Source organism: Micromonospora sp. NPDC049529 (genome assembly GCF_055586685.1).
Genome location: NZ_JBVJHT010000011.1, coordinates 119,133 through 139,429, shown reverse-complemented (window position 1 = coordinate 139,429; position 20,297 = coordinate 119,133). Strand labels below are relative to the sequence as shown.

Below are 20,297 nucleotides of genomic sequence, written 5' to 3'. Positions count from 1 at the left end.
CTCTTCCGGCAACCCGGCGGTTCGCGCCGCCCGGTCGCCGCCCCGGTCGCCGGCCGGGTGCCAGCCGGGTCCGACAGCACGAATGAGTCTGGACAAGATCCCTATCGAACCAGTAGGACTTAGTGGGACAGGGATCCGACCACCGAGCGCGCCCCGAGCGCGGGAGGCGAGCAGACCGTGACCTTCCACTGGTTCCTCCCCACCTCCGGTGACGGCCACCAGGTCGGCGCCGCGACCGTACGCGCGGGAGCCGCCCGGCACGACCGGGTCGCGACCGTGGACTACCTGAGCCGGGTTGCCGCGGCGGCGGAGGAGTCCGGCTTCAGCGCCGCCCTGACCCCGGTCGGCTCCGGCTGCCCCGACCCCTGGATCGTCTGCGCCGCCGTCGCCCGGCACACCAGCCGGCTGCGGCTGCTGGTCGCGGTCCGCGCCGGCTTCGCCCTGCCGACCCTGCTCGCCCAGCAGGCCGAGGCGTTCCAGGCGATCTCCGACAATCGGCTGGCGATCAACATCGTCACCGGCGGCGACCCGGCCGAGCAGCGGGCGTACGGCGATTTCCTCGACCACGACGCGCGCTACGCCCGGACCGCCGAGTGCCTGGAGGTGCTCCGGCTGGCCTGGCGGGGTGAGCCGTTCGACTACTCCGGCGAGCACTACCGGATCGAACGCGGTGGCCTCTCCACCCCGCTGGCCGAGCCGCCGCCGATCTACTTCGGCGGTGCCTCTCCGGCCGCCGAGGCGGTGGCCGCCCGGCACGCCGACGTCTACCTGATGTGGGGCGAACCGCCGGCCGCCATCGCCGACCGGGTCACCCGGATCCGAGAGCTCGCCGCCCGGCACGGCCGGGTGCTCCGTACCGGTCTGCGGCTGCACGTCATCGCGCGGGAGAGCGCCGAGCAGGCGTGGGCCGAGGCGGACCGGCTGCTCGCCGGGATGTCTCCGGACCGGATCGCCGCCGCGCACGCCCGGTTCGCCCGGATGGACTCGGTCGGGCAGGCCCGGATGGCGGCCCTCAACGCCGGGAACACCACCGGGCTCACCATCGCACCGAATCTGTGGGCCGGGGTCGGCCTGGTCCGCGAGGGCGCCGGGACCGCGCTCGTCGGCAGCTACGCCGAGGTCGCGGCCAGGATCGACGAGTACGCCGCGCTCGGCGTCGACGAGTTCGTGCTCTCCGCCTGGCCGCACCTGGAGGAGGCGTACCGGGTCGGCCGGGAGGTGCTTCCGCTCACCCGCCTCGGCGCGGCGGCCGATCCCCGGCCCCCGGTCGGGGCAACGGCGCCGCACGCGGGTGTGGGGACGCGCTAGGGTCGGGTCGTGGCGGCGCGGAGATCAAAGATTCCAGCAACGAAGTATCCGGTCGAGCGGTTCACCCTCGACAACGGTCTGCGGGTGGTGCTGACGCAGGACCGCAGCGCGCCGGTGGTCGGTGTGGCCGTCGTCTACGACGTCGGCATCCGATCCGAACCGGAGGGCCGGACCGGCTTCGCCCACCTCTTCGAGCACCTGATGTTCCAGGGCTCGGCGAACCTGGAGAAGCTGGCCCACTTCAGGTACGTGCAGGGTGCCGGCGGGACCTTCAACGGCTCCACCCACCTCGACTACACCGACTACTTCGAGACGTTGCCCAGCAACGCCCTCGAACGCGCGCTCTTCCTGGAGGCCGACCGGATGCGCGGTCCCCGGCTGACCGAGGAGAACCTGCGCAACCAGGTCGACGTGGTCAAGGAGGAGATCCGGGTCAACGTGCTCAACCGCCCGTACGGCGGTTTCCCCTGGCTGCGACTGCCACCGATCATGTTCGACACGTTCCCGAACGCGCACGACGGCTACGGCTCCTTCGACGACCTGGAGAGCGCCACCGTCGAGGAGGCGGCCGACTTCTTCGACCGCTACTACGCCTGCGGCAACGCCGTGCTCGCGATCGGCGGGGACCTGGACGTGGCGCAGACCCGCGAGCTGGTCGCTCGGCACTTCGATTCCGTACCGGCGCGACCGGCGCCGATCCGGCCCAGTTTCGCCGAGCCGGACCTGACGGCGGAACGGCGGCAGTCGTACGCGGACCGGTTGGCGCCGCTGCCCGCGGTCGCCGCCGCGTGGCGGGTGCCGGACCCGGTCGCCGACCTCGCCGGCTACCTGCCGTACGTGGTGCTGGCCGAGGTGCTGACCGACGGCGACGCCTCCCGGCTGGTCGAGCGGCTGGTGCTGCGCGACCGTACGGTCACCAGCATCGGCGGCTACCTCGGCTTCATGGGTGAGCCGTTCGGCGTACGGGACCCCACCGCGCTGCTGGTGGAGGCACACCTGCCGCCCGGCGGTGACGTGGAGAAGGTGCTGCGCACCATCGACGAGGAGACGTCGCGGGTGGCCGTGGACGGGCTGGTCGACGGTGAGTTGGCCCGGACCCAGGCCCGGATGGCCACGCACCTGCTGCGGGGCACCGACGCGGTGCTCGGCCGGGCGTTGCAGATGGCCGTACTCGAACAGCAGCGCGGCGCACCCGACCTGCTCAACGACCTGCCCCGGTTGATCGGCGAGGTCACCGAGGAGCAGGTACGCGCGGCCGCCGCCACCCTGCGGCCCGAGCGTCGGGCGGCCGTCGAGGTCATCCCCGGAGGAGCGAAGTGACCCTCACCCTGCCCGCGTTGGGCCCGACCCGCAAGCTCAAGGTGCCGACCCAGGGGGAGCGGACGCTGCCCAACGGGCTGACCGTGATCGCCGTCCGGCGGCCCTCGGTCCCCCTGGTCGAGGTGCGCCTCTGGGTGCCGTTCGGGCGGGCGCCGCTGGCCCGGGCGGTGCTGCTCTCCCAGACCCTGCTCGCCGGCACCGGCACCATGTCCAACCTGGACATCGCCGCCGAGTTGCAGAAGGTCGGCGGCGGGCTGGCCGCCGGTGCCGACCCGGACCGGTTGATGGTTTCCGGGAACGGGCTGGTCACCGGCCTGGACCGGATTCTGGAACTGCTCGCCGAGGTGCTCACCGACGCGGCCTACCCGTCCGACGAGGTGGCCAACGAGCGGGACCGGATGATCGACCACATCCAGGTCGCCAAGAGCCAGCCGTCGCACGTGGCCCGGGAGGCGCTGCTGCGCCGGATGTACGGCAAGCACCCGTACGCGGTGCAGACGCCGGAGCCGGAGCAGATCCGGGCGGTCCGGCCGGGCCAGTTGCGTACGCTGCACGCCGACCGGGTGCACCCGAACGGGGCGGTCCTGGTGATCGTCGGTGACGTACGCCCGGAGCGGGCGCTGGACGCCGCCGAGGCCACCCTCGGCCGGTGGAAGGGTGCGGGGCGGGCACTCGAACTGCCACCCGCTCCGCCGCTGGCGCCGGGGCCGTTGGTGCTGGTCGACCGCCCGGACTCGGTGCAGTCGTCGTTGCGGATCGCGTTGCCGGCGGTGCCGCGTACCCATCCGGACCATGCCCCGCTGCACCTGGCGAACCTGATCTTCGGCGGTTACTTCTCGTCCCGCTGGGTGGAGAACATCCGGGAGGACAAGGGCTACACGTACGGGCCGCACTCGGTGATCGAGCACGGTGTCGCCGGGTCGGCGCTGATCGTGGCGGCGGACGTGGCGACCGAGGTGACCGGTCCGGCGCTGCTGGAGACGATCTACGAGTTGGGCCGGCTGGCGTCGTTGCCGCCGAAGGACGACGAGCTGGAGCAGGCCCGCCAGTACGCCCTGGGCACCCTGCAACTCGGTGTGTCGACGCAGGCCGGGTTGGCCGCCGTGGCGAGCGTCTACGCCGGTTACGGGCTGCGGCTGGACTTCCTGGCCGAGCACTCGGCCCGGTTGGCGCGGGCCACCCGGGACGAGGTTGCCGCCGTGGCGGCGAAGTACCTGGCCCCGGCGGGCGCGGTCACCGTCGTACTCGGTGACGCGGCGCGGATCGCCGGGCCGCTGGCGGCGCTGACCCCGGTCGAACCGGCGGACGCACCGTCGTGACCTGGATGGAGATGGCCGACGGGCCACCGTTGGCGCGTACGACGTTGGACCGGGCGGCGCACCGGCGGGCCGATCCGGAGTGGTTGGCGTCCGCGTGGGAGCGGGCCCAGGTGCTGGTGGTGGACATCGCCGGTGGTGGACGGGCGCTGGTCGGCCCGGATCCCGGCCGCCCGGCGCTGGTGCTGCTGGCCGCCTCGGAGGTGCCGGAGCACGCGACCGGTCGGCTCTTCCTCGGGGTGGAGCCGGACGGCACCCCGGTCTTCGCGGTCGACGCGCCGCTGCCGGTGCTGCCGGAGACCCGGGCGGTGTCGCTGCGCGACGTGGGGCACCTGCTCGGTGACTCCGACGCGGGGCTGTTCACCACGGCGGTGGCGCTGGGCAACTGGCACGCGCGGCACGCGTACTCGTCGACCACCGGGCTGCCGACGGCGGTGATCGAGGCGGGCTGGTCCCGGGTCGACGACAGCGGCAACCACGTCTGGCCGCGTACGGACCCGGCGATGATCGTGCTGGTGCACGACGGCAAGCCCGGTCCGGAGGGGCTGTGCCTGCTCGGCAACAACGCTGCCTGGCGTCCCCGCGACGGGGTCCGCCGGTTCTCCTGCCTGGCCGGCTACGTGGAGCCGGGGGAGTCGGCCGAGGCGGCCGTGCACCGCGAGGTGACCGAGGAGGTCGGCATCGGCCTGGACCACGTCGCGTACGCGGGCAGCCAGGCGTGGCCGTTCCCCGGCTCGCTGATGCTGGGCTTCCTGGCTCGGGCCGATCCGGCGCAGCCGGTGCGGGTGGACCCGACCGAGATCGCCCAGGCCCGCTGGTTCAGTCGGCGGGAGATCACCGACGTGATCGCCGGTGGGCTGGTTCCCGCCGATGCCGATCTCCGGGTGGGGCTGCCACCGGCGTCGTCGATCGCCCTGTACCTGATCCACCGCTGGCTGGAAGAGGCCTGAGGCTGGTCCCGAGCGCCCGGTAGCACAATCTTGGCCCGTGACCGTCGTTGCCGCGGCGGTCACGGGCCAAGATCATGAACCGTCGAGGCCGGTTGTGGCGTGATGCACGGCGGGGGAGCCGGACCGGCGTACGACGGTCGTCCATCAGGTGGGGCGTGGTGGTTGGCCGATCGCCGGCCGCTCCCGCCACTCGGTGTGGGACGTGCGCTCGGCGTCGCGCAGCGGCACCACCTTGACCCGCTGCCGGCCGGAGCGGACGGCTCCGACGGTGGAGAGCGCGCGGGCCAGGATCAGGGCGGCGTCGAGGTCGTCCGCGCGGACGATCTGACGGCGGTGCTCGGGCGAGGTCTGTTCGTCGCGGAGCCGGCCGCCGCCGGCCCAGATCGTGGCCAGGTCGTCGTCGGCCGCGGTACGGATGTCGGTGCGAACGATCAGAAACCGCATGGGCGTCTCCGGATGAACCGTGACGGATGAGGATCGTATAACTACTGTGTGGAGTCGATCCGTGGAACTTCCACGTAGTTCCACTCGTCATGTTACGCACCGGAGCGCTCCCGGCAAGTGATACGCGCTGATTGGTTTGGCGGGTCATCCGAACGGGTGATGCCTGCTCAGTGCCGGTGTCACTGTGGATCGACGAGGGGCCGGGACCCCCCGGGGCCCGGCCGGAAGCCGGATTCGTTGCCGTGGAAGGTGACTCAGCGCTCCGGAGACACCGAGGGCCGCCGGCTTGCGCGGTTACGCAAGCGGGCGGCCCTCGGCGACGGGACTTCAGTTCAGGTCGAACTCGCCGTCCTTCGTGCCCGCGATGAAGTCCAACCACCGGGTACGGGCGAACACCAGCACCGGCCCGCCGCGGTCCTTGCTGTCGCGCAGTGCCACCGGTGCCCGGTCATCGCCGAGCGGCGCGACCTCCACACAGTTGGACGTCTGGCTGCGCGAACTGGTCCGCCAGGCGGCGCCGGCCAGGTGCTCGACGCCTTCCGGTACCCGCCGGGCGCGCTCGCCGAGCGGGTCCGGCACCGGGAACGAACGGACTGTGTCCATGGTCAGCTCCTACCTGACAGGTGCATCGTGACGGGTGGCCGTCCCTCCAACGGCGTCCGGCCCCGATGGGTCACTGCTCGGTCAGGCGTTCGGTCCGCCGACGCTGGATCGGCGGCGTCGGGCCACGGGTCGAGGTGGACCGACTCGGCTCGCCTGATCCCCGCCCAGCCGCCTCGGCCAGCCAGGACAGGGTGTCCTCGGCGGTGAGCGCGGCCGACTGGAGCCAGTCGAAGACCACTGTGTAGCGGTCCAGTTCGTCGCGGTCGGTGAGCACCTGGTTGGTCGAGTGGCCCTCGATCGCCAACGTCTCCGGGTCCTGCGGATCGGCGAACCGGTAGAGCGAGAAGCCGGTGTGCGGCAGGTACCAGTTGGCGATCCGCGCCTCGCGCGGCAGCACCTGCAACGTCACGTGCGGCAGCGCGGCGAGCTTGCAGAGTTGGTTGAGCTGGCCGCGTACGACCTCCGGCGGGGCGGCCCGCCGGCTCAGCGACGCCTCCTCGATCACGGCCGAGTAGCGGGGCGGGTGGGTCTCCTGGATGAGCCGCTGCTGCCGGGCCATCCGGGCCTCGACCTCGGTCTCCGGATCCTCCACATCCGACTTCTCGGCGTCGGTGGAGTGGCTGCCGAGCGGACGGAACGAGATGATCCGGGTCCGGGCGTACTCCCTGGTCTGCAACAGGCCCGGCACGACCACCGGGCTGTACTCGCGAATGTCGGCGCAACCGGCCTCGAACTCCGCGAAACTGCGCTGGCGCGGTGTCATCACCGGGTACGAGCGCAGCCAACTCCGTACGTCTCCGGCTTCGCGGGTGATGCCGGCGAGTTCGTCGCGCAGGGGTCCGGTGACCCCGTAGAGCTCCAACAGGACTTCGACGTCGTGCGGGTCGGGTCGGCTGCGGCCGTTCTCCAGCCGGGACAGTTTCGATGCGGACGCCCAGCCGATCTGTTCGATGACCTGGTCCCCGGTGAGCCGGGCAGACTCACGCAGGCGGCGCAGTTCGGCACCGAGCCGGCGGCGTCGCATCAGCGGGCTGGGTGTGGGCGACTTGGATTCGGCCGAGTTGGACTGAGTTGGAGGCAACGGGTCCTCGCTCTCGATCGTTTCGAGCCCGGCGGGTGCCGGACACCGTGTCGAGCCCGGCGATGCCGGGCGATGACCGTTTCAGACTGCCCCCCACGGTCAGTATGCCGTCCGTCGCACTCCGGCGTGGAATTGGGTCCCGGCGTGTTCAACAAAGGATCTCTTTCCAAAGAAAGCTTTCGAAAGCTACGCTTCCGGCCATGCCGCAACCGGCCGTCCGGGACATCCGGGATCCACGGATGCTGCGAGCCATGGCCCATCCGCTGCGGCTGCGCATCCTCGACGCGGTCGCGATCTCCGGCCCGGCCACCGCGACGGAGATCTCCGGACAGGTCGGCGAGAGCCCGGCGAACTGCTCCTGGCACCTGCGCCAGCTGGCCCGCTACGGCTTCGTCGAGGAGGCCGGTGGCGGCACCGGCCGGCAACGGCCCTGGCAGATCGTGCTCCAGCGGTACCGCTGGGGACCCGGCGGTGCCGAACACGCTGTCGTCTCCGGCGGTGGCGACCCGGAGTCGGCTCGCGGCGCTTCCGGATCGGACTCGCGGATCGGTGCCGCCGCCCACCAGGTACTGCTCGACCTGGAGTACCGGGCGTTGCGCGAGTGGCTGGGCGTACGGCACGAGGAGACTCCGCAGTGGCGTGAAGCGGGCTTCCTCGCCCAGTCGATGGGCTGGTGCACCCCCGCGCAGCTCGCCGAGATCGGGCAGTCGATCAGCGAACTGCTGGCCCGCCGTCTGCCGAGCCTCACCGACCCCGAAGCCCGACCTCCCGGTTCGCGACCGGTCCGCTTCATCGCCTGGGGCGTGCCGGCGCGGCCAACCGAGCGGTTCGTCGCCGACGACGGCTAGCGCCGCTCCCCGCGCACGAAGGGACCCCTCGCCATGCGTGCCATCCTCCGCCGACCCGACTTCCGACTCCTCTTCGGAGGGCTCGTCGCCAGCATGGTCGCCGAGTCGATCCTGCTCCTGGCCCTCGCCATCTGGGTCAAGGACCTGACCGGCTCCGACGGCATGGCCGGGGCGACCATCTTCGCGATCGTCGCGCCGATGGCGCTCGCGCCGCTGGTCGGGTGGATGGTGGACCGGTTCCGACGACGCGCCTTCTTCGTCGCCGTCAACCTGGGCACCGCGGCACTGCTCACACCGCTCTACGCGGTACGGGACCGGGGCGACGTGTGGATCATCTACGCGGTGAGCGCCCTCTACGGCCTCTCCTACGTCGCGCTCAGCGCGACCCTGATCGGGCTGATCAAGGAGATCGTCCCGGTCGACCTGCTGGCCGAGGCGAACGGGGCGTTGCAGACCGTCAAGCAGGGGCTACGCCTGGTCGGCCCGCTCGCCGGGGCGGCCCTGTACGCGGGTGTCGGTGGCTGGGCCCTGGCCACGCTCGGTGGGCTCGGATTTCTCACCGCGGCCGCCGCGGTCAGCCGGATGCGCGTACGCGAGAACGCCCCCGCCCCCGCCCAGCCGGGCTGGCTGGCCGAGATCGGAGCCGGCGTACGGCACATGTTCGACGACCCGGCGCTGCGACGGGGCGTACTCGGCACCGCCCTGACCATGCTGGTGCTGGGGTTCAGCGAGTCACTGATCTTCGCGTACGTCGACCGGGGGCTGGGTCATCCGCCGGCCTTCGTCGGCGTGCTGCTGACCGTGCAGGGGGTTGGCGGTCTGCTCGGTGGCCTGTCGTCGGCGACGATCGTCGGGCGGCTGGGCGAGGTTGGCGCGCTGGCCACCGGTGTGGCGATCTTCGCGCCGGCGGTGCTCGCCCTCGTTCAGCCGCATCTCCTGCTCGGGTTCGTGGCGATGGTGATGGCCGGGTTCGCCCTGCCGATCGTGATCGTCTCGCTCAACACGCTCACCCAACGGCGTACCCCGGTGCCCCTGGTGGGTCGGGTCGCGGCGGCGTCCGAGGCGCTGATCAGCGGCCCGCAGTCGCTCTCCATCGGGCTCGGCGCGGTGCTGGTCGGCGTGGTGAACTACCGCCTGCTCTTCGCCCTGATGGCGGCGGCCCTGCTGGCCGTGGCCCACTTCCTCTGGTCCGGTCGTCACCTCTCGCCACCGTGCGGAACCGCCCCCACGATTCCCCTCGACGCCCTACCCGACGTCCGCGTCCCCACCCCCACCCCCGGCCCCACCACCTAACTGCCCCGCCCCCCGCCCCCGCCCCCCGGCGCCCCCGCCGGGACCTTCGTTGATCATGAAGTTGGCGCACCGCCGATCGGCGTATCGTGTCGCCAACTTCATGATCAACCGCGTGATCGGGTGAGGGGGGAGGGGGAGGGTCAGGCTGAGGCGGGGGTGGTTAGGCGTTGCTTGACCTGGGTGATGGAGGGGTTGGTCAGGGCGCCGCCGTCGGGGAAGAGGATGGTGGGGACGGTGGCGTTGCCGTTGTTCACGCTCATCACGTACTCGGCGGCCTTGGGGTCCTGCTCGATGTCGACCACCTGGTAGGCGATCCCCTCGCGATCGAACTGCGACTTGAGCCGGTGGCAGTAGCCGCACCAGGACGTCGAGTACATGGTCAGCATGATCAGGTCCTCCAGTAGTCGTCGATCGACAGGCTAATCGCTGTAACGCCGAAGGCGGCTGCGATGATTCCTAGCTGTGGCGGTTGACTCAGGCGCGGAACGGGTGCTGGCCGGGCTGGATCCCGAGCAGCGCGCCGCCGTCACGGCAGCCGCCGGTCCGGTCTGCATCCTGGCCGGCGCCGGCACCGGCAAGACCAGGGCGATCACCCACCGGATCGCCCACCGTGCGCTCTCCGGTGAGATCTCCGCCCGGCACGTGCTCGCGGTCACCTTCACCGCCCGCGCCGCCGCCGAGATGCGGGCCCGGCTGACCGCGCTCGGGGTGGGCGGCGTACAGGCCCGCACCTTCCACGCGGCGGCGCTGCGGCAGGTCCGCTACTTCGCGCCCCGGCTGCTTCAGGGCCGGGCGATGCCGGAACTGCTGGACAGCAAGGTGCGGCTGGTCACCCTCGCCGCCGCCCGGTCCGGGCTGCGTACCGACCGGGCCGCCGCCCGGGACCTCGCCGGTGAGATCGAGTGGGCCAAGTCCTCCCTGGTGGAGCCGGGCGAGTACGTGGTGGCGGCGGCCAAGGCACTGCGCGAGACACCGCACGAGCCGGCCCGGGTGGCCGAGGTGTACGCCGCGTACGAGCAGGTCAAACGGTCCAACGGGGTGATCGACTTCGAGGACATGCTGCGCGCGGCGGTCTGGGGGATCGAGGAGCACCCGGACGTCGGCGAGCAGGTACGCGCCCAGTACCGGCACTTCGTGGTGGACGAGTACCAGGATGTCAACCCGTTGCAGCAGCGCCTGCTCGACGCCTGGCTCGGCGGGCGGGACGACCTGACCGTGGTCGGCGACGCCAGCCAGACGATCTACTCGTTCACCGGCGCGACCTCGGCGTACCTGGTCGACTTCCCGCGCCGGCGGCGGGACGCGGTGGTGGTCCGGCTGGTCCGGGACTACCGCTCGACCCCGCAGGTGGTCGGGCTGGCCAACGCGGTGATCCGGCAGGCGCGCGGCACCGAGGCGCAGCTGCGGCTCGAACTCGTCGGCCAACGACCGCCCGGCCCCGAGCCCGACCTGCGCATCTTCCCCGACGAACCGGCCGAGGCCGCCGCCGTGGCGGCCCGTTGCCGGCAACTGGTCGCCTCGGGCACACCGGCCCGCGAGATCGCCGTGCTGTTCCGTACCAACGCGCAGTCCGAGGCGTACGAGAAGGCGCTGACCGAGGCGGAGGTGCCGTACCTCGTCCAGGGTGCCGAACGGTTCTTCGAGCGGACCGAGGTGCGTCAGGCGATGATCGCGCTGCGGTCCTCGGTCCGCTCGACGCCCGCCGACACCCCGCTGGTCGAGGCGGTCGTCGACGCGCTCGCCGCCGTCGGCTGGGCCCGCGACCAACCACCGCCGGGCGGCGCGGCCAGGGAACGCTGGGAGGCGCTGGCCGCGCTGGTCCAGCTCGCCGAGGAGTACGCGAGCACCCCGAACCTGCTGCCGATCGGTGAGGCGGCGGTGGTGGAGCGGGCGGTGTCGCTGGCCGACTTCTGCACCGAGTTGCAGCGCCGGGCGACCCAGCAGCACGTGCCGACCGTGGACGGGGTGACGTTGGCCTCGCTGCACTCGGCGAAGGGGCTGGAGTGGGACGCGGTGTTCCTGGTCGGGCTCGCCGAGGGCACCCTGCCGACGACGTACGCGAAAACGGCCGAGCAGGTGGAGGAGGAGCGGCGGCTGCTCTACGTCGGGGTGACCCGTGCTCGGGAGTGGCTCTGGCTGTCGTACGCCTCGGCCCGTTCGCCCGGTGGTCGGGCCCGGCGGCCGTCGCGGTTCCTGCCGCAGCTCGACCGCTCCGGCGGTGAGCGGGCGACGGCCCCGACCGGTGCGGCCGTCGGTCGGAAACCCGACCCACGACGGAATCGGGTCATCTCGTGCCGGATCTGCGGGGCCACCCTGCTCGCCGGGGTGGACCGCAAGCTGGGGCGCTGCTCGGACTGCCCGTCGGATCTCGACGACGAGCTGTACGCACGCCTGCTCGACTGGCGTGCCCGCGTCGCCCGTGTGCAGAAAGTCCCTGCGTACGTAGTGTTCACCGACGCCACGTTGACCGCGCTCGCGGAGCGCAAGCCCGGTGCGGTCGACGGGCTGCTGGCGATCGCCGGGATCGGCCCGCGCAAGCTCAGCCTGTACGGCGACGCGGTGCTCGCCCTCGTGGGGGGCGCGACGGTGGACGAGTTGGACCCGGAAAAATCTTCGACAATTGAGCCGTAAAACCGTTTGCCCTCGCCCCCGGATGAGGAATAGCCTCAAGGCACACCTCGCGAGCAGGGGCTAAAGGCCTGCTCAAGAGGGGTAATGACGATGTTGGCAACGAGTGTGAGACAGGAGGCGAGTCCCATGGAGATCTACCGCTACGAGCGACCGTCGGCACTGCTGACTGTTCTCGCACCGGTGTCGACGGCCAGGACTCTGCTGACCGTCTGCACTCCGTTGGTCCCACAGACGCACCAGGCTGCTCCGGCTCAGGCCGAGCTGGTCCGGGCTGCCGCGTCCGCGGGAATCAATGGCACGAGTGGCTTCACGGGCGAAGGCATCCAGCTGGCCAAGAAGCGGATGGATGTCCGCGGTGTTCCACCTCGAGGAAGGCCGGTCTGATCCACAGACCACCGGCTCACCTCGAGGCCGCGGAACCCGCTACCGGGATCCGCGGCCTCAATTTTTGTTTCGCCACGAGTACTGGAAACAGCGATCCACGAGATCGAAGCGCGAGAGAGAGGTGACCGGGCGATGAGTCTGGCGTTGGCCCCCCTTGACCTGAGTGTCGAGCTGGAGGCGAATCTGCCCTGCCGGAAGTTCGACCCCGACCTGTGGTTCGCCGACTCGCCCACCGAGCTGGAACTGGCCAAGTCGCTCTGCGGGGACTGCCCGCTGCGCGTCGAGTGCCTGGCCGGTGCGGTGGACCGAGCGGAGCCGTGGGGCGTCTGGGGCGGCGAGATCTTCGAGCGTGGCGCGGTTGTTCCGCGTAAGCGGCCCCGTGGTCGTCCGCGCAAGGAGGACGTCGCGCGTGACGTGATGCTGCGGGTCGAGGCCGAGGCGCGGTTGGCGGCCGATGGGCTGTCCGAGTCGCGTGGCGCTGTCCGGCTGGCGGCCTGACATGAACCCGATCCAGTCGTACGCCGGCACCCTGCCGGTACCGAACGTTTTCCCGAACACCGCGATCCAGAATCCCAACGGAGTCGAAGAGATGCATCTCATCCACGAAGCGTTGTCACGTGCCCGAATGCGACTGCCTCAGGCCGGTCGTAGTACCACGCGCACTGAGGCAACCCGATCCGCCCGTGTCATCGCAGCGGAGGCCCACCGCCGGGCCGCCCGTGAGCTGGGCCTCTAGTAACCACTCGGCGAGCCGCCCGCTGACCTGCGGGCGGTCCCGCTGATCGTCCCGCCGGTCGGCACCGACCGGACCGAATGGCCGAGGGCGGATCCGAGAGTGCTCTTCCAGCACCCGGATCCGCCCTCGGCTCGTTGTCGTCCCGGTTCGTTGTCGTCCCGCCGGACGTGTACCTAGTCGGCGTCGACCGCCGTGGGGTCCGGCGGCGCGAAGCCGGGCAGCCAGCGTTCCACGATGGCCCGGTACGGGGCCTTCGCCTCCAACTGGCTCAGGATCCCGATCGAGCCGAGGGTGACCCGGTGGATCAGCAGGTACGACGGCGGCAGGTTGAGCTGCCGGCTCAGCTGGTACGCCGGTGACCTCGGGTTGGTCAGTCGCCCGGCCTCGACCCGCAGCCAGGCGCGGGTGAACCGGAACTCCTCGACCGAGAGGGGTTCGAGCACCGGCATGATGAAGTCGAGTACGGCCTCGGCGTCGATCACCTCGGTCGGCTTGATGAAGCCCTCGCCGCGCAGCCCCTCCACGACGGCTTCGGCCTCTCCGGCGAGCGCGAGCCGGACCAGCCGGCCGACCGGCTCGGGGTGGCCGCCCGGTAGCCGCGCCACCGCGCCGAAGTCGATCACGCCCAGTCGTCCGTCCGGCAGCAGCCGGAAGTTGCCCGGGTGCGGGTCGGCGTGCAGCAGCCCGGCCCGGCCGGGGGCGGAGAAGTGCAGGGTGGCCAGGTGCCGGCCGGCCTGGTTGCGCTGTTCCTCGGTGCCGGAGGCGATGATCTGGGACAGCGGGATGCCCTCGACCCAGTCGGTGACCAGCACCCGGGGGCTCGCCGCGACCACCTCCGGCACGAAGATCTCCGCGTCGCCGGCGTACGCGGCGGCGAAGGCCCGTTGCGACTCCGCCTCCAACTCGTAGTCGAGCTCCTCACTGATCCGGTCGCGCAGTTCGGCCAGCAACGGCTTGATGTCCAGTCCGGGCTGGATGGCCCGGAACATGGTGCCGAGCCGGGAGAGCTGTTTGAGGTCGGCGAGCAGGGCGTCACCGGCTCCGGGGTACTGGACCTTGACCGCGACCGGGCGGCCGGTGGCGGCGGCCTTCGCGGACGCCTTGGTGCCACGTCGACGGGTACCGGCCGGGACGACCGGGGGTCCGTTCCAGATGGCCCGGTGCACCTGTCCGATACTCGCCGCGGCGGCCGGTTTGTCGTCGAACTCCAGGAAGTACGACCGCCAGTCCGGTCCCAACTGCTCGGCCAGGACCTTGTGCACGCTCGCCACCGGCAGCGGCGGTGCCGCCTCCTGAAGCTTGGTCAGCGCCTGCCGGTACGGTGCCGCGATCTCCTCCGGCAGCGCCGCCTCGAACACCGACAGCGCCTGCCCGAACTTCATCGCGCCGCCCTTGAGCTGCCCGAGCACGCTGAAGAGCTGTTCGGCCGTACGCTGCTGGATTTCGGCCGAGATCACCTCCGAGGCGAGGCCGGTGACCCGCTTCCCGACGCCGAGCACGGTCCGGCCGGCGAAGCCGAGCGGCAGGGCGGCTAGCTTGGCGGTCCGGGAGACGGCCCGGCGTGGGATGTCGGTCACCAGATCATTGTTACCGACTTTCGGTGGTCACGACCGCCGTCGGCGGGTGGCTCGGGCCACGCCGGCCCCGGTTGACCGTTATTCGGTCCGCCGGGGCCGGGACATCTGCCCTCCGCAGGGCCGCCGGAGCCGTCGCTACGCCGCCGGGGATCGTGGTGCGCGTCGGCGGGTGCCGCAGCCGCAGTCCGGGTGCGGGGGCCAGGTCCGGCGCCGGAACCGCCCCGGTGTCCGGATCTCCACCGCTGCCCCGATCGTCTCCGGCGTACCGCCGTCGAGGAAGGCGAGCACCTCGGCGGCGGCGTACCCGACCGCGGCGATCAGGGTGGGGGTGCTGCACGCCTGCGGCGGGGAAACGCCCGCGAGTTGCGCGGCGAGTCCGGGCCATCCCGGGTCGCGGTCGCGCCGGTGCAGGTCGCGGCAGTTGAGGCACGGGGCACCGGTGGCCCGGACCAGCGGCCCGACCACGGGTACGCCGTCGTGCAGGCTGAGCAGCAGGTGTGCCTGCCGGCGCTGGGCGTAGCCGGCGGCGAGCAGGCTGGCCGGCCGGTCGGTGCCGACCTGGATCACCAGGCTGGCCCGGTCGCGCCGGACCGGTCGGGTTTCGGTGCCCGGAGCGGCGCGGGTGATGGCGTCGGCGATCGCCTCGGCTCGGGGTCGGTTCACGTCCGCTGCGGTCAGTCCGGCGCCGGTCACGTCGTCGGGTCCGATGCGTCCGTCGAGGTCCGGCCGTACGTGGCCGACGCCGGCCTGGGCGAGCGCGACGGCGACCGGAGCGCCGAGCCGGCCCTGGCCGGTCACCACCACTCGGGCGGCGCGGCGGCGGCGCAGCAGCTGGGCCGGGGTGGCGGGCGCGTCCGAGCCGCGCAGGGCGATCGCCGCGGCCTCGCTGGAGAGCCGTTGGCGGGCCGGTTCGGGCAGGTCGGCGGGGAGCAGGGTGTGTGCCCCGACGACCAGGCCCGCGGCGCGCAGGGTGTCGATCAGCGTACGGGCGTCGTCGCGGGCGACCCGCAGGCGTACGGCCTGGTCCAGGATCGCCCGTTCGCTGCGGGAGCCGTCGAGCAGGTCGAGCAGTCGGGCTGCTCCGGGATCGGCCACTTCGAGCAGGACGGCGCGGCTGGGATCGAGGCCGAGTTGCAGGGTGTGCCGGTCGCGCCAGAGGCGGGCCAGGCCGGGCAGGAGGGTGGGCCGGGGAAGCGTGGTCCGGGTCATGGGTGACACGCTGTCATCGTTGCCGGACGGTCGGTCGATCGTTATCCACAGGCGTGCCCGGCCCTGCCGTGCACTATCCACAGGACTTCGTGGGTTATCCACAACTGGCGGGTAACTTCTGTCGTGGTCGGGACATGACAACGGGTGTCCGTACCCCGACAGCACCCGTCCCCGGGCGGTACGGGAAGGGGCGGCCGGACGGCCGCCCCAACCCCGCGTGTGGGTGTCGTCCGAGGTCGGTCAGACCTTGGCCTTGCCCAGGATCCGGTTGACCGTGGTGCCGCAGACGGGACACTTGCCCTTGGCCATGTTCATGCCCGTCTTGGACACCTCGACGTTGCCCTCGAAATCGCGCTTTTCCTTGCACTTCACGCAGTACCCGTTGTAGGTCTGGGCCTTTTCGGCCACGGTGCCCCTCCTCGTCTTTAACCGTCGGTAACCAACCCGACGTGTGCCCGGCGGTGGGCCTCCAGGCCCTGGCGCTGGGGTTTCTCCGCGATCACCACTGTGTGACCGCCGGTTCGGCGGACCCTACCCAGGTGCGGGCGGTTCCATGTCAGCAATGCGCCGGCACTGTGAGTAAGCCGACGACGAGAGTGTGCATGCCGGAATAGGTCGGATAAGTCAGTTTCGCAGGGACACGCCGGATGAACGCCCTCAGAACGTCATTCCGGGGGTGCCCGTGAGAAGCGCTCAGGTTGATCGTTTACCGTGGAGTCGCCTGCCGGTCGCCGTCGCGTACGCACCGCTGGGTGGGGCGGTACAGGCCCCACCCGGGGGCTCGCCAAATAATTTTTTCGGACGGTAGGCCGCTAACCGGGATTTTCCTGGCGCGTGTTGCCGGGTTGACCCTTGCGGTCCCCTGGTCACTACGCATTAGTTTTCCTTCGTGAATGAAACCCGGGCTGTCGCAAACCGGTAATGGCTGTGGCGCGCAAGCCGGTCGTCGAGGTACGGCGCAGTGAGCGCCGGCGCCGAACGGTGTCCGCCTATCGGGACGGCGAGCGCGTCGTGGTGCTCATCCCCGACCAGTTCTCCCGCGCCGAGGAGAGCGAGTGGGTCGACAAGATGCTCGCCCGGCTGGCGGCCCGGGAGGAGCGCAGCGGTCGCTCCGACGACGACCTGCTGCTCCGGGCCCAGCGGCTGATCGACCGCTACCTCGCCGAACACGGACGGATCGCCGTCCCGGCGAGCGTCCGCTGGGTCACCAACCAGAACGGGCGGTGGGGCTCGTGCACACCCGCCGACCGGACCATCCGGATCTCGCACCGGATCCAGGAGATGCCCGACTGGGTGATCGACTACGTGCTGCTGCACGAGCTGACCCACCTCGTCGTACCGAGCCACAACGCCCGGTTCTGGGCGCTCGTCGGCCGCTACCCCAAGGCCGAGCGGGCCCGGGGATACCTGGAGGGGGTCGCGGCCGCCGCCGGGGTCAACCTCACCGACTGAGCGCTCCGGCTCCGGGCTAGGGTCACCGGATGGCCCGACGTCTGCTCGTAACGCTGCTGGGGCCGGTGCGCTGGTCGCCCCCCGGAACGGACCCGAACCGCTGGCAGACCGCCCTGGCCGAGGACGTGGTCGACCTGATCGCCACGCTCAGTGAGGTGGAACCGGCGATCGCGGCCACGGCCGCGCAACGGGAGCTGGCCGACGCGGTCGTCTGGCCCGGCATGCCGATCTACGACCTGCCGGCCCGTACCGTGGGTGCGGCCCTCGCCGCGGCCGCCGCCGACGGCTACGACCAGGCGGCGGTGATCGTCGCCGACGCACCCGACCTGCCCGGACTCATCCTCGGCAAGCTGCTCCGGCCGCTGGGCAGCCGGAGTGTCGCGATCGCGCCGGCCACGCCGGGACCGGGGCTGTTCGGGGTGGCCGCGCGGCTGCCCGCGCCGGACTGGCTGTCGGAGGTCGACCTGGACACGGCGGACGCGGACGCGCTCCGGGCCGCCGCGCCGGACCCGGCCCAGGTGGCGGTCACGCCCGGCTGGCGCCGCCTGCGCGGCCCGGCCGAACTGGCCACCCTGGATCCCGCCGTCGAGGGCTGGGACACCACCAGGGCGCTGCTCTCCGCCCCCTGACGGGGGCGGAGAGTCACCGTCGGGGTCAGGACGGGTTCTTGTCCCCGGGCTGCTCCGGGCCGCTGTCGGAGGCGTCCCCGCCCGGCTCGCCGCCCTTCGGGCCGCCGGGCTGGGTGAAGTCGAAACTGTCCAGCTCGTCGAGGTCGAGCTGGGCGCGGGCGAACGCCTCCGGGTCGGCGAACTCCTCGCCGGAGGGGAGCAGGTCCGGGTGACCCCAGATGGCGTCCCGGCCGGCGATGCCCCGGTGCTCGGTCAGCGCCGACCAGAGCGCCGCCGCCTCGCGCAGCCGGCGCGGGCGCAGCTCCAGCCCGACCAGGGCGGCGAAGGTCTGCTCGGCCGGCCCGCCGGCCGCCCGACGCCGACGGAACGCCTCACCGAGCTTGACCACGTTCGGCAGCCGCTCGGCGGCGGCGGCGTCCACGACATGGCAGACCCAGCCCTCGACCAGGGCCAACGCGGTCTCCAACCGGGCCAGCGACGCCTTCTGTGACGGCGTGTCCTCCGGGGTGAAGATGCCCTCCAGGGCCAGCGCCTGCAACGACTCGGGATTGGTCGGGTCGACCCGACCCATCGCCTCCTCGATCGCCTCCCGGTTCACCGTGATGCCCGCGGCGTACGTCTCCACGGCGGTGAGCACGTGCCCGCGCAGCCACGGTACGTGACCGAACAGTCGCTGGTGGGCCGCTTCACGCAGGGCCACGTAGAGGCGTACCTCGTCCTCCGGCAGCTCCAGGCCGGTGCCGTACGCCCGGATGTTGGCCGGGACCAGCGCGGCCGTGCCCGCCGGTCCGAGCGGCAGGCCGATGTCCCCCGCCGAGAGCACCTCGGCGGCGAGCGAGCCGAGCGCCTGGCCGAGCTGGCCGCCGAAGAGGGCGCCGCCGAGGCTGGCGACCATCGACTGCATCGGGCCGAGCTGGGCCCGCTGCTCCGGCGGCACCAGGTCACCCATTGCCGCGACCATCCGGCCGGCGACCGGGTCGCAGAGCTTGCGCCACACGTCGAGGGTCCGGAAGATCCACTCGTTCCGGTTCCACGCGACCGAGGTCTGGATGCCCGAGGGCAACGCCGAGGCGGGCTCCAGCCACAGGTCGGCGAGGCGCAGGGCCTCCTCCACGGCGTGTCGCTCGAACGGGGTGACCGCCGGGTCCCCGGACGAGGCGAGCTGGCTGGCCGCCACCTGACGGGCCAGATCCCAGTTGACCGGGCCACTGCCCGGTGCGGCGAGCAGCTGCTGCAGCTGAGCCATGAACTGCTGCATCTGCTGCGGGTCGTTGGGGTCGGGCGGTTGACCACCCGGGAGCGCGAAGCCGAACGGAATATCAGGCACCCGTCCACGGTACGCGCGCGGAAGGGCCGGATGCCGTACCCGGCGTTGCGCTCAGGGAGAACTAAGGGGTTCGACCAGCGGACCCCCCGGGGCACCTCGGTACGCTCTGGCCATGAGACGTCGCGGGGTCACAGTCCTGCTCGGTGCGCTGCTCACCGCCCTGCTCAGCCTCGGCGTGATCGGGGCACCCATCCCGTACGTGGTGCTCGGCCCCGGACCCACCGTCAACACGCTGGGCAAGGAGGACGGCAAGGAGGTCATCCAGGTGACCGGCCGGGAGACCTCCACCTCCGCCGGACAGCTGCGGCTGACCACGGTGGGCGTGCAACCCGACGTACGGCTGCTGTCGGCCATCTCCGGCTGGCTGTCCGGCTCCGAAGCGGTGGTGCCGCGCGAGCTGATCTACCCGCCGGGGCAGACCCAGCAGCAGGTCGACGAGCGCAACGCCGAGGACTTCACCGCCTCGCAGACCAGCGCCGAGACCGCCGCCCTGCGGGAGCTGGGCTTCCCGGTGCAGGTCACGGTCAAGGCCGTCACGGCGGGCGGGCCGTCGGTGGACCGGCTCAAGGTCGACGACGTGATCACCTCGGTCAACGGCGAGCCGGTACCGACCGCCACCAGGCTCACCGAACTGGTCCGGGCCCAACCGGCCGGCAGCACCCTCACCGTCGGGTTCCTCCGCGCGGGTACGCCCGGCACCACTGCCGTCACCACCACCGCGGCCAGTGGCCAGCCGCCCCGGATCGGGGTGGAGATCGAGCAGCGGCAGCCGCACCCGTTCGAGCTGAAAATCGACCTGGGCGACATCGGCGGACCGAGCGCCGGTCTCATGTTCACCCTCGGCATCATCGACAAGCTGACCCCCGAGGACCTGACCGGCGGAAAGATCATCGCGGGCACCGGCACCATCGACGACGAGGGCAACGTCGGACCGATCGGCGGCATCCCGCAGAAGCTGGTCGGTGCCAAGCAGGCCGGCGCGGTGTCGTTCCTGGTGCCGGCGGACAACTGCGCCGAGGCGGTCCGTAACCCGCAGCCGGGCCTTCCGCTGTACCGGATCGCGACGCTCAAGGACGCACTGAACGCGTTGAACCTGTTGCGTACCGGAGGCCAACCGCCACGCTGTTGAACCGACGCGCTCACCTTCGGCTCACCTTGGGCTCATCCCACTCAGGTGGACCCCGTACTC

Annotated in this window: 20 protein-coding genes; 12 read left to right on the top strand and 8 right to left on the bottom strand. The window is 71.8% G+C overall.

The window, feature by feature from the left end:
• The first annotated feature begins 177 nt into the window (after positions 1-177).
• From ACZ6QQ_RS20785 to nudC, 4 genes are read left to right on the top strand one after another with little or no spacing between them, the layout of a single operon-like run.
• Positions 178-1,308, top strand: a complete 1,131-nt coding sequence (locus tag ACZ6QQ_RS20785) for an LLM class flavin-dependent oxidoreductase (RefSeq protein ID WP_465878131.1) — start codon at positions 178-180, stop codon at positions 1,306-1,308.
• A gap of 9 nt (positions 1,309-1,317) precedes the next feature.
• Positions 1,318-2,628 carry a M16 family metallopeptidase gene (locus ACZ6QQ_RS20780; protein WP_465878130.1) on the top strand — a complete coding sequence of 437 codons (1,311 nt, stop codon included), beginning with the start codon at positions 1,318-1,320 and terminating at the stop codon, positions 2,626-2,628.
• The gene (locus tag ACZ6QQ_RS20775; RefSeq protein ID WP_465878129.1) at positions 2,625-3,947 is read left to right on the top strand and encodes a M16 family metallopeptidase; all 1,323 of its coding nucleotides are present in this window, start codon (positions 2,625-2,627) and stop codon (positions 3,945-3,947) included. The genes ACZ6QQ_RS20780 and ACZ6QQ_RS20775 overlap by 4 nt, the downstream gene beginning before the upstream one ends.
• A gap of 11 nt (positions 3,948-3,958) precedes the next feature.
• Positions 3,959-4,894, top strand: a complete 936-nt coding sequence (nudC, locus tag ACZ6QQ_RS20770) for an NAD(+) diphosphatase (protein WP_465878403.1) — start codon at positions 3,959-3,961, stop codon at positions 4,892-4,894.
• A 144-nt stretch (positions 4,895-5,038) separates the two neighbouring features.
• Here the strand turns inward: nudC and ACZ6QQ_RS20765 are convergent, their stop codons facing one another.
• From ACZ6QQ_RS20765 to ACZ6QQ_RS20755, 3 genes are all read right to left on the bottom strand, one after another.
• Positions 5,039-5,338, bottom strand: a complete 300-nt coding sequence (locus ACZ6QQ_RS20765) for a hypothetical protein (RefSeq protein ID WP_465878128.1) — start codon at positions 5,336-5,338, stop codon at positions 5,039-5,041.
• A gap of 327 nt (positions 5,339-5,665) precedes the next feature.
• Entirely contained in the window at positions 5,666-5,941 is a 276-nt protein-coding gene (locus tag ACZ6QQ_RS20760; protein WP_465878127.1) for a DUF397 domain-containing protein, read from the bottom strand.
• A gap of 70 nt (positions 5,942-6,011) precedes the next feature.
• Entirely contained in the window at positions 6,012-6,965 is a 954-nt protein-coding gene (locus tag ACZ6QQ_RS20755; protein WP_465878125.1) for a helix-turn-helix domain-containing protein, read from the bottom strand.
• Between the two features lie 257 nt (positions 6,966-7,222).
• Here ACZ6QQ_RS20755 and ACZ6QQ_RS20750 point away from each other — a divergent pair, with 257 nt between their 5' ends.
• Together ACZ6QQ_RS20750 and ACZ6QQ_RS20745 are read left to right on the top strand one after the other, a co-directional pair.
• Positions 7,223-7,870, top strand: a complete 648-nt coding sequence (locus tag ACZ6QQ_RS20750; RefSeq protein WP_465878123.1) for a winged helix-turn-helix domain-containing protein — start codon at positions 7,223-7,225, stop codon at positions 7,868-7,870.
• Between the two features lie 33 nt (positions 7,871-7,903).
• Entirely contained in the window at positions 7,904-9,163 is a 1,260-nt protein-coding gene (locus ACZ6QQ_RS20745) for an MFS transporter (protein ID WP_465878122.1), read from the top strand.
• A gap of 140 nt (positions 9,164-9,303) precedes the next feature.
• Here the strand turns inward: ACZ6QQ_RS20745 and ACZ6QQ_RS20740 are convergent, their stop codons facing one another.
• Entirely contained in the window at positions 9,304-9,549 is a 246-nt protein-coding gene (locus ACZ6QQ_RS20740) for a mycoredoxin (RefSeq protein ID WP_465878121.1), read from the bottom strand.
• Positions 9,550-9,625: 76 nt separating this feature from the next.
• On the opposite strand from ACZ6QQ_RS20740, the gene ACZ6QQ_RS20735 reads away from it, so the two are divergent.
• The 3 genes from ACZ6QQ_RS20735 (at position 9,626) to ACZ6QQ_RS20725 (ending at position 12,676) form a co-directional block, all read left to right on the top strand.
• Positions 9,626-11,794, top strand: a complete 2,169-nt coding sequence (locus ACZ6QQ_RS20735; RefSeq protein ID WP_465878120.1) for an ATP-dependent DNA helicase UvrD2 — start codon at positions 9,626-9,628, stop codon at positions 11,792-11,794.
• A 126-nt stretch (positions 11,795-11,920) separates the two neighbouring features.
• Positions 11,921-12,178, top strand: a complete 258-nt coding sequence (locus tag ACZ6QQ_RS20730; protein ID WP_465878118.1) for a hypothetical protein — start codon at positions 11,921-11,923, stop codon at positions 12,176-12,178.
• Between the two features lie 132 nt (positions 12,179-12,310).
• Complete coding sequence (locus tag ACZ6QQ_RS20725; RefSeq protein ID WP_396815825.1) at positions 12,311-12,676, top strand: WhiB family transcriptional regulator; 366 nt, start codon at positions 12,311-12,313, stop codon at positions 12,674-12,676.
• Positions 12,677-13,087: 411 nt separating this feature from the next.
• Here the strand turns inward: ACZ6QQ_RS20725 and ACZ6QQ_RS20720 are convergent, their stop codons facing one another.
• The 3 genes from ACZ6QQ_RS20720 to ACZ6QQ_RS20710 form a co-directional block, all read right to left on the bottom strand.
• On the bottom strand, positions 13,088-14,491 hold the full coding sequence (locus ACZ6QQ_RS20720; protein ID WP_465878117.1) for an ABC1 kinase family protein: 1,404 nt from the start codon (positions 14,489-14,491) through the stop codon (positions 13,088-13,090).
• A gap of 135 nt (positions 14,492-14,626) precedes the next feature.
• On the bottom strand, positions 14,627-15,700 hold the full coding sequence (locus ACZ6QQ_RS20715) for a ThiF family adenylyltransferase (RefSeq protein WP_465878116.1): 1,074 nt from the start codon (positions 15,698-15,700) through the stop codon (positions 14,627-14,629).
• Positions 15,701-15,940: 240 nt separating this feature from the next.
• Complete coding sequence (locus ACZ6QQ_RS20710; protein WP_165436864.1) at positions 15,941-16,108, bottom strand: DUF5679 domain-containing protein; 168 nt, start codon at positions 16,106-16,108, stop codon at positions 15,941-15,943.
• A 513-nt stretch (positions 16,109-16,621) separates the two neighbouring features.
• Between ACZ6QQ_RS20710 and ACZ6QQ_RS20705 the strand changes: the two genes are divergently transcribed.
• On the top strand, positions 16,622-17,152 hold the full coding sequence (locus tag ACZ6QQ_RS20705) for a M48 metallopeptidase family protein (RefSeq protein ID WP_465878115.1): 531 nt from the start codon (positions 16,622-16,624) through the stop codon (positions 17,150-17,152).
• Positions 17,153-17,181: 29 nt separating this feature from the next.
• Positions 17,182-17,781 carry a hypothetical protein gene (locus ACZ6QQ_RS20700; RefSeq protein WP_465878113.1) on the top strand — a complete coding sequence of 200 codons (600 nt, stop codon included), beginning with the start codon at positions 17,182-17,184 and terminating at the stop codon, positions 17,779-17,781.
• Positions 17,782-17,806: 25 nt separating this feature from the next.
• Here the strand turns inward: ACZ6QQ_RS20700 and ACZ6QQ_RS20695 are convergent, their stop codons facing one another.
• Positions 17,807-19,108 (bottom strand): zinc-dependent metalloprotease, encoded by a 1,302-nt coding sequence (locus tag ACZ6QQ_RS20695; protein WP_465878112.1) that lies wholly within the window; start codon positions 19,106-19,108, stop codon positions 17,807-17,809.
• A 112-nt stretch (positions 19,109-19,220) separates the two neighbouring features.
• On the opposite strand from ACZ6QQ_RS20695, the gene ACZ6QQ_RS20690 reads away from it, so the two are divergent.
• Entirely contained in the window at positions 19,221-20,237 is a 1,017-nt protein-coding gene (locus ACZ6QQ_RS20690; RefSeq protein ID WP_465878111.1) for a YlbL family protein, read from the top strand.
• Positions 20,238-20,297: the final 60 nt, after the last annotated feature.